The 11,815-nt window shown below is 70.4% G+C and carries 13 protein-coding genes; 3 read left to right on the forward strand and 10 right to left on the reverse strand.

The window, feature by feature from the left end; translation table 11 throughout:
- The first annotated feature begins 90 nt into the window (after positions 1–90).
- Together JOM49_RS19945 and JOM49_RS19950 are read left to right on the forward strand one after the other, a co-directional pair.
- Positions 91–1,041 (forward strand): NsdA family TPR-like regulatory protein, encoded by a 951-nt coding sequence (locus JOM49_RS19945; protein WP_209665778.1) that lies wholly within the window; start codon positions 91–93, stop codon positions 1,039–1,041.
- Positions 1,038–5,417, forward strand: a complete 4,380-nt coding sequence (locus JOM49_RS19950) for a HAMP domain-containing hybrid sensor histidine kinase/response regulator (RefSeq protein ID WP_209665779.1) — start codon at positions 1,038–1,040, stop codon at positions 5,415–5,417. Before JOM49_RS19945 ends, JOM49_RS19950 begins: the two co-directional genes overlap by 4 nt.
- A 360-nt stretch (positions 5,418–5,777) precedes the next feature.
- Here JOM49_RS19950 and JOM49_RS19955 read toward each other — a convergent pair whose 3' ends face one another.
- From JOM49_RS19955 to JOM49_RS19995, 9 genes are all read right to left on the reverse strand, one after another.
- A complete protein-coding gene (locus tag JOM49_RS19955; protein ID WP_209665780.1) occupies positions 5,778–6,374 on the reverse strand; it encodes an Asp23/Gls24 family envelope stress response protein in 597 nt (198 codons plus the stop codon).
- Positions 6,371–6,907 carry a DUF6286 domain-containing protein gene (locus tag JOM49_RS19960; RefSeq protein WP_209665781.1) on the reverse strand — a complete coding sequence of 179 codons (537 nt, stop codon included), beginning with the start codon at positions 6,905–6,907 and terminating at the stop codon, positions 6,371–6,373. Before JOM49_RS19960 ends, JOM49_RS19955 begins: the two co-directional genes overlap by 4 nt.
- A gap of 11 nt (positions 6,908–6,918) precedes the next feature.
- Entirely contained in the window at positions 6,919–7,299 is a 381-nt protein-coding gene (locus tag JOM49_RS19965; protein WP_308158799.1) for an Asp23/Gls24 family envelope stress response protein, read from the reverse strand.
- Entirely contained in the window at positions 7,296–7,472 is a 177-nt protein-coding gene (locus JOM49_RS19970) for a hypothetical protein (RefSeq protein WP_209665782.1), read from the reverse strand. Before JOM49_RS19970 ends, JOM49_RS19965 begins: the two co-directional genes overlap by 4 nt.
- Entirely contained in the window at positions 7,469–7,789 is a 321-nt protein-coding gene (locus JOM49_RS19975) for a hypothetical protein (protein WP_209665783.1), read from the reverse strand. The genes JOM49_RS19970 and JOM49_RS19975 overlap by 4 nt, the downstream gene beginning before the upstream one ends.
- Entirely contained in the window at positions 7,789–8,259 is a 471-nt protein-coding gene (locus tag JOM49_RS19980; RefSeq protein ID WP_209665784.1) for an Asp23/Gls24 family envelope stress response protein, read from the reverse strand. The genes JOM49_RS19975 and JOM49_RS19980 overlap by 1 nt, the downstream gene beginning before the upstream one ends.
- A 101-nt stretch (positions 8,260–8,360) precedes the next feature.
- Entirely contained in the window at positions 8,361–8,795 is a 435-nt protein-coding gene (locus tag JOM49_RS19985) for an Asp23/Gls24 family envelope stress response protein (RefSeq protein ID WP_209665785.1), read from the reverse strand.
- Positions 8,792–9,361, reverse strand: a complete 570-nt coding sequence (locus JOM49_RS19990) for an RNA polymerase sigma factor (RefSeq protein ID WP_209665786.1) — start codon at positions 9,359–9,361, stop codon at positions 8,792–8,794. The genes JOM49_RS19985 and JOM49_RS19990 overlap by 4 nt, the downstream gene beginning before the upstream one ends.
- Positions 9,358–10,110 carry a pyrimidine reductase family protein gene (locus JOM49_RS19995; protein ID WP_209665787.1) on the reverse strand — a complete coding sequence of 251 codons (753 nt, stop codon included), beginning with the start codon at positions 10,108–10,110 and terminating at the stop codon, positions 9,358–9,360. The genes JOM49_RS19990 and JOM49_RS19995 overlap by 4 nt, the downstream gene beginning before the upstream one ends.
- Before the next feature lie 33 nt (positions 10,111–10,143).
- Between JOM49_RS19995 and zapE the strand changes: the two genes are divergently transcribed.
- A complete protein-coding gene (zapE, locus tag JOM49_RS20000) occupies positions 10,144–11,178 on the forward strand; it encodes a cell division protein ZapE (protein WP_209665788.1) in 1,035 nt (344 codons plus the stop codon).
- On the opposite strand, the gene JOM49_RS20005 is transcribed toward zapE, so the two are convergent.
- Positions 11,072–11,809: a phosphatase PAP2 family protein gene (locus JOM49_RS20005; RefSeq protein WP_372444049.1), complete on the reverse strand. Its 738-nt coding sequence runs from the start codon at positions 11,807–11,809 to the stop codon at positions 11,072–11,074. The two genes, zapE and JOM49_RS20005, sit on opposite strands and share 107 nt — an antisense overlap.
- Between the last annotated feature and the right edge of the window lie 6 nt (positions 11,810–11,815).

Consider the following 11,815-nt stretch of genomic DNA (forward strand, 5'->3'; position numbering starts at 1 on the left):
CTAGAACCCGCCCGACCGGCGGTTGAGCGGTGCGACACTGGGGCATCCGGAACCCGGCCCACCCACGAGGTGAGTGACAGGGAGACAAACATGTCCGCTACAGGAATGGAACCCCGCCCGGTCGGCCGGGTCGGCATGCCCGAGGTCCAGCGCGTGGAGGAGGAGACCCGCACTTTCCGCGCACTCGACTACCGCTATGGCGGGGGCTGGTGCCACGAAGCCGCTCTCGCTCAGCTTTCCTGGGGTTATCGGCTCCTGGAAGCGGCGAGCACGGAACGGGTGAAGGCGAAGTTGTGCGCCGCACTCGGTGATCTCACCAGTCTCGTCGGCTGGACCGCATTCGACGCCGGTTTCCCCGATGCCGCGCACGCCCGTTTCGACCGGGCGATCGAACTCGCCAGGGAAGGCGGGGACAACGGTCTCGCGGCCAACATCCTGTATCGCAAAGGCAGGGTGTATTTGCACTATGACGCTCCCCGGGAGGCGCTGACCGCGTTCACCCAGGGCGAGCGCGCCGCGGCGGCCGCCGGCTCGCAGGTGATGCTGAGCCTGCTGTGCGCGAACCAGGCCTGGGCGCAGGCGAAGCTCGGCAGGCGCGACGAGGCGATCCGCCTGATCGGCCGCGCCGACGAGGCGTACTACCGGGCCGGGGACGAGGAGGTGCCGGTGTGGGCGCGCTTCTTCGACCAGAACGACCTCGCCGCGATGATCGGCACCGTGTACACCGAGCTGGCGCTGGGCGTGGACCCCGCCTACGCGCTGCCCGGCTGCGAGGAACTCAGCGGCGTGGTCGAGCGGTACGGCACGGACATGACCCGCAGCCGTTCCTTCTGCCTGGTGATGCTGGCCCTCGACCACCTGCTGATGGGTGATTTCGACGAGGCCGCCGCGGTGGGCGCCCGCGCGCTCGCCGCCGCGGAAGGCATGAACTCGGCGCGGTTCGCCGACCGGCTGCGCCCCTTGGAGGCCGAAGCCGTCCGGCGTGCCGAACACCCGGAGGCTCGCGGACTGGCGGAGAGAATAGCTACCTTTGCCGCATGACTGTTGCGCGACCGGGCACGCTCGGCGATGAAAGCCTGCAGCAACTGCTGGAAGGGCTGAAGGCGGTCCGCGACGGGGACTTCAGCACCCGCCTGCCCCGCAGCGGTGACCTGCTGATGGACGAGATGTCCGCGGTGTTCAACGGCATGGTGGACCAGCTGGCCCTGTTCACCTCCGAGGTGACCAGGGTGGCGCGGGAGGTGGGCACCGAGGGCAAGCTCGGCGGGCAGGCCGCGGTGCCCGGCGTGTCGGGCACCTGGAAGGCGCTCACCGATTCGGTGAACGCGATGGCGGGCAACCTGACCGGGCAGGTGCGCGACATCGCCGAAGTCGCCACGGCGGTGGCGAAGGGCGACCTTTCGCAGAAGATCACCGTGGACGTCAAAGGCGAGATGCTGGAGTTGAAGAACACCATCAACACGATGGTGGACCAGTTGTCCTCGTTCGCCGACGAGGTGACCAGGGTGGCCCGCGAGGTCGGCAGCGAGGGGATCCTCGGCGGTCAGGCGCTGGTTCCCGGGGTGGCGGGGACCTGGCGCGACCTGACGACGTCGGTGAACTTCATGGCGGGCAACCTGACCAACCAGGTGCGCTCCATCGCCGAGGTGACCACGGCGGTGGCGAAGGGGGACCTCTCCCAGAAGATCACCGTGGACGCGCGCGGGGAAATTCTGGAGTTGAAGAACACCATCAACACGATGGTGGACCAGTTGTCCTCGTTCGCCGACGAGGTCACGAGAGTGGCCCGCGAAGTGGGCACCGAGGGGATTCTCGGCGGTCAGGCGCAGGTTCCGGGGGTCGCGGGGACCTGGCGCGACCTGACCGCGTCGGTGAACTTCATGGCGGGCAACCTCACCGCGCAGGTGCGGTCCATCGCGCAGGTGGCGACCGCGGTCGCCAAGGGTGATCTGACGCAGAAGATCGCGGTCGACGCGCGCGGCGAGATCCGCGAGTTGAAGAACACGATCAACACGATGGTGGACCAGTTGTCCTCGTTCGCCGACGAGGTGACCAGAGTGGCCCGCGAGGTCGGCACCGACGGCCGCCTGGGGGGCCAGGCCGACGTGAAGGGCGTTTCGGGTACCTGGAAGGGCCTGACCGAGTCGGTGAACGTGATGGCCGACAACCTCACCGACCAGGTGCGCTCCATCGCCGAAGTCACCACGGCCGTCGCGAAGGGCGATCTGACCCAGAAGATCCGGGTCGACGCGCGCGGCGAGATCCTCGAACTCAAGGACACCATCAACACGATGGTGGGGCAGCTGTCCTCGTTCGCCGACGAGGTGACCAGGGTGGCTCGCGAGGTCGGCACCGAGGGGCGGCTGGGCGGTCAGGCCGACGTGAAGGGCGTTTCCGGGACCTGGAAGGCGCTGACCGTCTCGGTGAACGTGATGGCCGACAACCTGACCGACCAGGTGCGCTCGATCGCGCAGGTGACCGGCGCGGTGGCGCAGGGCGACCTGTCGAAGAAGGTCACCGTGGAGGCCAAGGGCGAGGTCGCCGCATTGGCGCAGACGATCAACACCATGGTGGACACGCTGTCCGCGTTCGCCGACGAGGTCACCAGAGTGGCCCGCGAGGTGGGTACCGAGGGCATGCTCGGCGGCCAGGCGCGGGTGCCGAACGTGGCGGGCACCTGGAAGAACCTGACCGACAACGTGAACTCGATGGCGGACAACCTGACCAGCCAGGTCCGCTCGATCGCGCAGGTGACCACCGCGGTGGCCCAGGGTGACCTGTCCAAGAAGATCGACGCGGACGCGCGCGGCGAGATCCTGGAGCTCAAGACCACGATCAACACGATGGTGGACCAGCTTTCCGCCTTCGCCGCCGAGGTCACCCGGGTGGCCCGCGAGGTCGGCAAGGAGGGCAGGCTCGGCGGCCAGGCCGAGGTCGAAGGCGTGTCCGGCACCTGGAAGCGGCTCACCGAGAACGTGGACGAGCTGGCGGGCAACCTGACGCGGCAGGTGCGCGCGATCGCCGAGGTGACCAGCGCGGTGGCCACCGGTGACCTGACCCGGTCGATCTCGGTCGAGGCCGAGGGCGAGGTGGCCGAGCTCAAGGACAACATCAACGCGATGGTGCAGTCGCTGCGCGAGACCACCCGCGCCAACCAGGACCAGGACTGGCTCAACACCAACCTGGCGCGCATCTCCGGGCTCATCCAAGGCCACCGCGACCTGCGCGTGGTCGCCGAGCTGATCATGAACGAGCTGACCCCGCTGGTCAGCGCCCAGCACGGCACCTTCTTCTTCGCCGACCCCGGCCAGGACCCGCCGCGGCTGCGGCTGATCGCCACCTACGGGCACAACCAGGCCGACCAGCTGGCCACCGAGTTCGAGTTCGGGCAGTCGCTGGTCGGCCAGGTCGCCAAGACCAGGAAGCCGATCGTGGTCGACCGCACGCCCGCCGACTACGTCCGGGTGTCCTCCAGCCTCGGCTCGGCCGCGCCGGTCAACCTGATCGTGCTGCCCATCGTGTTCGAGGACCAGGTGCTCGGCGTGATCGAGCTGGCCTCCTTCGACAAGTTCACCGCGGTGCACCGCGACTTCCTCGAACAGCTCACCGAGACCATCGGCGTCAACGTGAACACCATCATCGCCAACGCCAGGACCGACGCGCTGCTGGAGGAATCCCAGCGGCTGGCCGGGGAACTGCAGGCGCGGTCCGAGGAACTCCAGGCGCAGCAAGCGAAACTGCAGCGGTCGAACGCGGAGCTGGAGGAGAAGGCCGAGCTGCTGGCCAGGCAGAACCGCGACATCGAGGTGAAGAACTTCGAGATCGAGCAGGCGCGGCAGGAGATCGAGGAACGCGCGCAGCAACTGGCGCTGGCGTCGAAGTACAAGTCGGAATTCCTGGCGAACATGTCGCACGAACTGCGCACGCCGCTGACGAGCCTGCTGATCCTGGCCGGCGTGCTGGCGCAGAACTCGTCGCAGAACCTGACCGCGAAGCAGGTCGAATTCGCCAAGGTGATCCAGTCCGCGGGCACGGACCTGCTGCAGCTGATCAACGACATCCTCGACCTGTCGAAGGTCGAGGCAGGCAAGATGGACATCCACCAGGAGCCGTTCCCGCTCAGCCAGCTGCTGGACTACGTCGGCACCACGTTCCGGCCGCTCACCGCGGACAAGGGGCTGGACTTCGAGGTGAGCGTCGAGCCGGACGTGCCGGAGCGGCTGTTCACCGACGAGCAGCGGCTGCGCCAGGTGCTGCGGAACCTGCTGTCCAACGCGGTGAAGTTCACCGAGCGCGGTTCGGTGCGGTTGAAGGTGAAGCTGACCAGCGCGTCCGAGGTGGCGTTCTCGGTGGTGGACACCGGGATCGGCATCGAGGAGGAGAACCTCGAGTCCATCTTCGGGGCGTTCCAGCAGGCCGACGGCACGACGAGCCGCAAGTACGGCGGCACCGGGCTGGGGTTGTCGATCAGCCGCGAGGTGGCGTACCTGCTCGGCGGCGAGATCCAGGCGGAGAGCAGGCTCGGGCACGGGAGCACGTTCACCCTGCGCCTGCCGGTCTCCCGGCTGTCCACTATGGATGGTGCGGTGGTGGACCGGCTGCTGGAGCCGATCTCGATCGGGACGCGCGCGGTGCTCGTGGTCGAGGCGGGGGAGAACGGGCTGCTGACGCTGCTCGCCAGGGGTGTGGCCCGCGAGGCGGGTGACGTGGCGGTGGACACCGTGGCCACGCCGGACGAGGCGGTGAACTGCCTGGGGTCGCGGACTTACTCGTGCGTGGTGCTGGACCTGAGCCTGCCCGGGGCGACGGCGCTGACCTTCCTCAAGCGGCTCGGCGCGCTCCCGGAGGGCACGCCACCGGTGCTGGCACACGCCACGCGCAAACTGAGCGCCGCGCAGGATCGGCTGCTGCAGGCGCAACTTCGGCACACGCCGGTGGACATCCTGTCCTCTTTGGACCAATTGCGGTCCGACATCACCATCCGGGTGGCCGAGGAGCCCGCCGAGTCACCGGCCGAACCTGCGGCCCCGGAAAGCCGCAGCCTGGAAGGCCGGAAGGTCCTGCTCGTCGACGACGACGCACGCAACGTGTTCGCCATCGCGGGGATGCTGGAGGTGCAGGGCGTCGACGTGGTGCACGCGCCGAACGGCAGGCGCGGGATCGACATGCTGCTGGAGAACCCGGACATCGAGCTGATCCTGATGGACGTGATGATGCCCGAGATGGACGGCTACACGACCACGGCGGCCATCCGCGAAATGCCGAACTACGCGGACCTGCCGATCATCATGGTCACCGCGAAGGCGATGGAAGGGGACCGGGAGAACAGCCTGGCGGCGGGGGCCAGTGACTACGTGACGAAACCGGTGGACGCGGATGAACTGCTGTCGTGCATGAGTCGGTGGCTACGAGGGTGAGATGGCTTCTGCCACCCCGGTTTTTCAGTGTGACTACGGCGGGGGTTCTGTTGTCAAGGCGGGAAAGCGTGCCTTGACAACAGAACCCCCGCCGTGTTTTGGGCTGTGGACCGGGGCGGGGTGGGGTCTGGGTGGCTGCTCGCCTTGGGGTGCCCGGGTACCGGTTGCGTTGGGGGTGGCTGTGAGGTGCCGAGAATGTGGCTTTCACGGCATGGTGAGTGTCACGAATGTGGCTTGCGGGACGTTTGATGTCTCGAAAGCCACATTCGTGACAGGGCGCCTGCCGCGAGTGTGCGGCTCGGGTTCCTGAACGTGCAACTCGGATGCGCGAGTGTGGGGTTCGGGTGCGCGAGTGTGAGGTTAGCGGACTCGGGATTGGGGGTCGGCGTCCAGGTCTATGCGGACGGCGGTGGGGAGGGTGCCGACGCCCAGGGATTCCCGGGCGCGCGTGAGGACCTGGGTGTCGATCACCCGCCACACGGTCTTCAGGTCGGCGCCTTCGCGCAGCGAGATTTCCATGCGCAGGGCGGGGGAAGACGGGTCGCCGACGGCGCGGACGCGGGCGCGGCTCACGCCGTCGACGGCTTCGGCGTCGGCGCGGATGGCGGCGGAGATGGCGGCGGCGGTGACGGTCAGTTCCTGGCCGGGGGCGCGGTCCAGTTCCAGGTCCGGCCTGCCTTCCGGGCGCAGTGAGCGGAAGAACCACCACAGCCCGAAGATCAGCAGCAGGACACCGGCCACGATGGCGGCGGTCTTCGCGATGACCGGTTCGCGGCCCAGCCAGTCCACGGCCATCGGGTCCAGCACCGGCCGCAGCGCGCGGAACGTGCCCAGCCAGCCCTGGCCGACCACCAGCGCCAGCACCCCGGCGGCCAGCGCCAGCACGCCGACGAGCGAGGTCAGCGTCCGCTCGGCGCCGTAGGACCGGGCCAAAGCCTTGCTGGCGACGGTTTTCATCGGCGGTCCTTCGGTGAGTCGACGACAACGGACACCCGCGGCTTGCGGGCCAGCGGCACGTCGGCGACCAGCTCCCGCACCACCCACAGCAGGTGCGGGCGCAGTTCGCGTTCGGTGGCCAGGCGAGAGGTCGCCCGCACCCGGACCTTCTTCGCGCTCGCCGTGACCGACGCACCGGTGACGTTGTCCTCGGCGCGCACGTGCCTGCCGACCAGTCGTGCCAGGGAGCGCGGCGTGGTGGTCACGCTGACCTCTTCGGCCGGATCGGTCAGCCGGACCGCGCGGCGCCGGGCGGAAGCGGCCAGCAGCACCAGGATCAGCCCGCCCACGGCCACCAGCGCGGCGATCAGCCGGACCGGGCCGCTCGTCCAGTTCAGGGTGGACAGCTCGGCCTGCCACTCCCGCCACGGCACGATCAACGGGGCCTCGGCCGGGCGCCACCAGTGCCAGCCGACCTCGGCGGCGAGCAGCGCGCCGGCCACCGCGACGGCCAGGCCGAGCAGGGTCGAAAGCAATCGGACGAACACACGCACGCGAAACCCTCCTATCGCACCCGCGGCCGGGGTTCCGGCAGCAGCGCGGAAACCGTCACCGCGAGCGAGCGCACGTGGTAGGAGGTGATGTGCTCCACCTCCCTGGTCACCTGCTCCCGCACTTCGCCGACCACGGTGCGGACCGGGGCCGGGTAGTGCAGGGCCAGGTCCAGCGCCAGGTCCACGTCGTTGTCCCGGCCGGAGACCTTGGCGCCGGTGCCGTGGGTGCCCAGGCCGAGCCCGGCCACCTTGCGCTCCACCTTCGCCGTGCCGGGCACCAGGTCGGCCGCGCGCTGGGCGACCTTGCGCACCACCGCGTGGTCGATGCTCAGCGTGCCGCGTTCCTCCGGCTCGGCCAGCGTGGCCGAGGAGCGCAGGTCGACCGCCGTCACCGGTCCCTGCCCTTGCCGAACATGTCGCCCAGGTCCAGTTCGCCGTCGAGCACGCGCCCGACGACCAGGCCGATCACCCCGACCGCGAGCGTGACGAGAAAGGCGGTGAAGCTCTGGCTCGCCGCGAGCCCGAGCACCAGCCCCGCGATGATTCCGGTCTGCGTAGCGTTCATTCTTCCTTCGCTCCTTGGGTGAGGGTGACGTCGGTGATCTCGATGTCGACGGGCACGTCCCCGGCGATCCGGCGCACCCGCTCGCGCAGTTCGGCGCCGACGCCGGTCAGCGGCTCGCCGAGCCGGACCACCACGGCGACCTCGATCCCGGGCCCCGCGGTGCGCACGCCGACCACCCGGCGGCCGGGCAGGTGGGTGATGTGCCCGCCGACGGCACCCCCGGCCAGCCGGACCACCGACGGGTGCGCGAGCACCGCGCCGGCGATCTCGTCGGCCAGCGTGTCCGGCCGGCCGGTCGTGGCTCCAGCGACGGTCATCACTCGACCCGGGTGTTGCTTTCTTCGGCCTCGTCGTCTTCGGGGAGGTGGATGTCGTTGACCGCGATGTTCACCTCGATCACCTCGAGCCCGGTGATCTGCTCGACGGTGCTGATCACGTTGCGCCGCACCGCCCGCGCCACGTCGACGATGCGTGCGCCGTACTCCACCACCACGTCGAGGTCGACCGCGGTCTGCTTCTCGCCGACCTCCACCGAAACCCCGGCGGTGGTCACCGTGCCCGAGCCGGGGATGCGTTCCTTGATCGCGCCGAACGCCCGGGAGACACCCCCGCCCAGCGCGTACACGCCGGACACTTCGCGGGCGGCGATGCCGGCCACCTTCTGCACGACCGCCGAGGCGATCGTGGTCTTGCCCTGCGCCCCGTCCTCGTTGAGCACCGGTGTGGAACCGGTCCGCAGTGCCGGGGTGGTGCCGGTGTTCGGGTTCGTCGCGCTCGTCTGCGCCATGTGAATGCCGTCCCTTTCCCAATCGTCGTTCGCTATTCGTACGATGGGCCGGGCGTCCGCGCCATTCCGCGGTATCCCTCGAATGGGTGAGTCCGGCGGGTTCAGTCCAGGTGGACGTCCACCACGTGCACGTTCACCGTCGGCGCCGGTTCACCGAGTTCGGCGGTCAGCGCGCGGGCGAGGTGGGCCCGCAGCGCCTCGGCGGCTTCGTCGGCGTGCACGCCGTACCGGATGGTGGTGAGCACCTCCAGCTCCCCGGCCTGGAAGGCGACCGCGGCCACGTGCAGGCCGCCGATCCGGTGCCCGAGTTCGGCGGCCAGCCGCCGGGCCAGCAGCACCACGACCTGCTCGGACACCCGGAGCCTGCCGCCGTCCTGGTGGTATTCGAGCTCGCCGGAGCCACCGCGCAGCCCGCGCACCGAGCGCAGCACCCGGTCGACCAGCCCGGGTGGCGTCGGCACCGTGCTACGGGCCGCCGCGTGCACCAGGTGCCAGTCGGGATCCTGGGTCGGGTCCTCGGCCGGTGCCGTGCTCATCGCAGCTCCTTGAGTTTCGCGAGCAGGGCCACCCTCGCGCGGTGCAACCGCGAGCGCAAGGCCGGCACGCTGACCTCGAGCACTTCGGCCACCTCCTCGTAGCTCAGCCCTTCCAGCTCCCGCAGGACCAGCGGCACCCGCTGCGAGACGTCGAGATCGGCGATCGCGCGCAGCGTGGCGTCCACCTCTTCGGCCCGCACGACCTGACCCTCCGGGTTCGCGTGGCGGTCCGCCAGCTGCAGGCCGCTGTCGACGCCTTCGGCGGCGTCGAGCGACACCGTCGGCTTGCGGCGGCGGACGTAGGCGAGTGCGGCGTTGGTGACCACGCGGTAGAGCCAGGTGGACACGGCCGACTCGGCGCGGAAGCCGGACAGCCCGCGCCAGGCGGAGATCCAGGCGTCCTGCACCACGTCCTCGGCTTCGGCGCTGTTGCCGGTGATCCGCAGCGCCACCCGGTACATCCGCGGGGTGTGCCGCCGGACCAGCTGGTCGAACGCGTGCGGATCGCCCGCCACGGCGCCGGCGAGCAGCGCCTGGTCCGGTCTCGGCTCGCCGGGCACGGTCACCGCCGCCGGTACCGGAACATGGTGAACCCGTCCTCGTGCAGGATCGACGCCAGTTCCAGGTCCCGCGGCACGTCCGTGGGCCTGCCCTCGGCGATGCGCCCGGCTCCGGCGCCGGCCAGCAGCGGCGCGACGGTCAGGCACAGCTGGTCGACCAGGTTCTCCGCGATCAGCCCGGCGAACAGGTGCGGTCCGCCTTCGCAGTTGATCCGGCGCAGCCCGCGCCGGTCGAGTTCGGCGAGCGCGACGGTCAGGTCCACGGTCCGCGACCCGGCGATGATCACTTCGGCACCCGCGTCGGCGAGCGCCCGGCGCCGGGCGGGCGGGGCGTCTTCCGTGGTCAGGATGATCGGCGGGATCGCCGCGTCGGTGAACAGCGCCGAGTCCGGTTCGATCGAGCAGCGGGCGGTGACCACGGCGATCGGCGGGATGTCGGACAACCCCAGCCGCTGCCGTGCTTCGGTGCGCCGCCGGCTCGGCCGCACGCCGCGGTAGTCCTCCGCGATGACCGTGCCCGCCCCGGCCAGCACCACGTCGCAGAGGTCCCGGCCGAGCCCGAAGATGCGCTTGTCCGCCGGGTGGGACAGGCCCTCGGACCGGTCCGCCAGGGTGACCGCGCCGTCCGCCGAAGCGACGAAGTTCACCTGCACCCACGGTTTCGACAGCCCGGCCGGGTAGGCGTAGAGCCGTTCGAGGTCGGCGCCGGTCAGGTCGCCGCCGCCGGGGCCGTTCTGGGGCCAGAGCTGTCGCACGTCCCCATCCCAGCACGGGTTACGCTCGCCCGCATGCCCCCACGCCTGATCGATCGCGACCCCCAGCTGGGCGCGGAGGAGCTGATCGGCTCGCTGGTCCCGCCGCCGCGGTTCGACGGTGTCCGCTTCGACACCTACGTGCCGAACCCCGAAGAACCCAGCCAGGCCGCCGCCGTGCGCGACTGCTCGGCGTTCGCGGCCAGGGTGGACGCCGCGCGCAAGCCGAAGTCGAAGTGGAAGGCGCTGTTCGGCGGTGGTGGCGAGGATCACGGCAAGCCGGGGCTCTACCTCGACGGCGGGTTCGGCGTCGGCAAGACCCACCTGCTCGCCTCGATCTGGCACGAGTCGCCCTCGCCCAAGGCGTATGCCACCTTCGTCGAGCTCACCCACCTGGTCGGGGCGCTGGGCTTCGCCGAGGCGGTGCGCCGGTTGTCCGCGCACCGGCTGCTCACCATCGACGAGTTCGAGCTGGACGATCCCGGCGACACCATGCTGGTGACCCGGCTGCTGCGTGAGCTGACCGACGCCGGGGTCTTCGTCGCGGCCACCTCGAACACGCTGCCGGACAAGCTGGGGGAGGGCCGGTTCGCCGCGGAGGACTTCCTGCGGGAGATCCAGTCGCTGTCCGCGCGGTTCGGCGTGGTGCGGGTGGACGGTCCCGACTACCGCCACCGCGGCCTGCCCGAAGCGCCGCCGCCCGCGTCGGACGACGAGCTGGAGGCGTCCGCCGCCCGGGTGCCCGAGTCCACTGTGGACGACTTCGGGCAGCTGTGCGACTACCTGGCGAAGCTGCACCCGTCGCGGTACGGGCGGCTCGTGCGCGGCGTGCCGATGGTGCACCTGCGCGGGGTTTCCGCCGCGCCGGACCAGAGCGTGGCGCTGCGGCTGGTGGCTTTCGCCGACCGGCTCTACGACAGCGCCATCCCGGTACTGGCCTCCGGCGAACCGCTTTCGGCCCTGTTCACCGAGGAGATGCTCCAGGGCGGGTACCGGAAGAAGTACCTGCGGGCGGTGAGCCGGCTGACGGCGCTGGCGAGGGACGCCGCCAAGCCCGCGCCCCGGTCGTGAGCACCGCCGCGATCAGCGGCACCACCGCGACCGAGAGCCCGGCGCCACCGGCCACGTCCGTGGCGTAGTGGTAGTGCAGGCCGATCATGCCGATCCCGGCGCCGGCGGTCAGCAGCACGCCGATCCCGGCCACCAGCAACGCCGTCCTGGCTGCCCGGACCAGCAGCACCACGACGGTCAGCGTGGTCACCAGGCTGACCGTGTGCCCGCTGGGGTAGGCGAGGTGGTCGTCGTAGTAGCGGCCGAACCACGGCTTGAGCACCCAGCTCGACAGCAGCACGGCGATCGCCGGTGCCAGCACGGTGAGCGCCAGTCCGGCCCAGTGGCGGCGGACGGCACAGCCGACCGCGAGCAGCGCCAGCGCGGGTAGGAGCACGTACGGCTCGGTGGGCAGCACCAGCACGCGCAACAGGAACTCGTTGCCGCCCAAGGTGTTCTCCACCGCCGTGGCGATTTCCGCGTCCGGGGAGGCGAAACCGCGGTCACCGGCGAAGAGCAGGCCCAGTACGAGGAACACGGCGAACCCGGCCAGCGCGGTGCCCAGCGTGGCCGTGGTCCTGAGGGTGGCTGTCCGGTCGATACCGCCGAGCCTACGGGTAATTCGGTCGCTTCCCCGCGCACGGTCGGTCACCATGCG

It is taken from the genome of Amycolatopsis magusensis (assembly GCF_017875555.1).
Taxonomy (GTDB): Bacteria; Actinomycetota; Actinomycetes; order Mycobacteriales; family Pseudonocardiaceae; genus Amycolatopsis; species Amycolatopsis magusensis.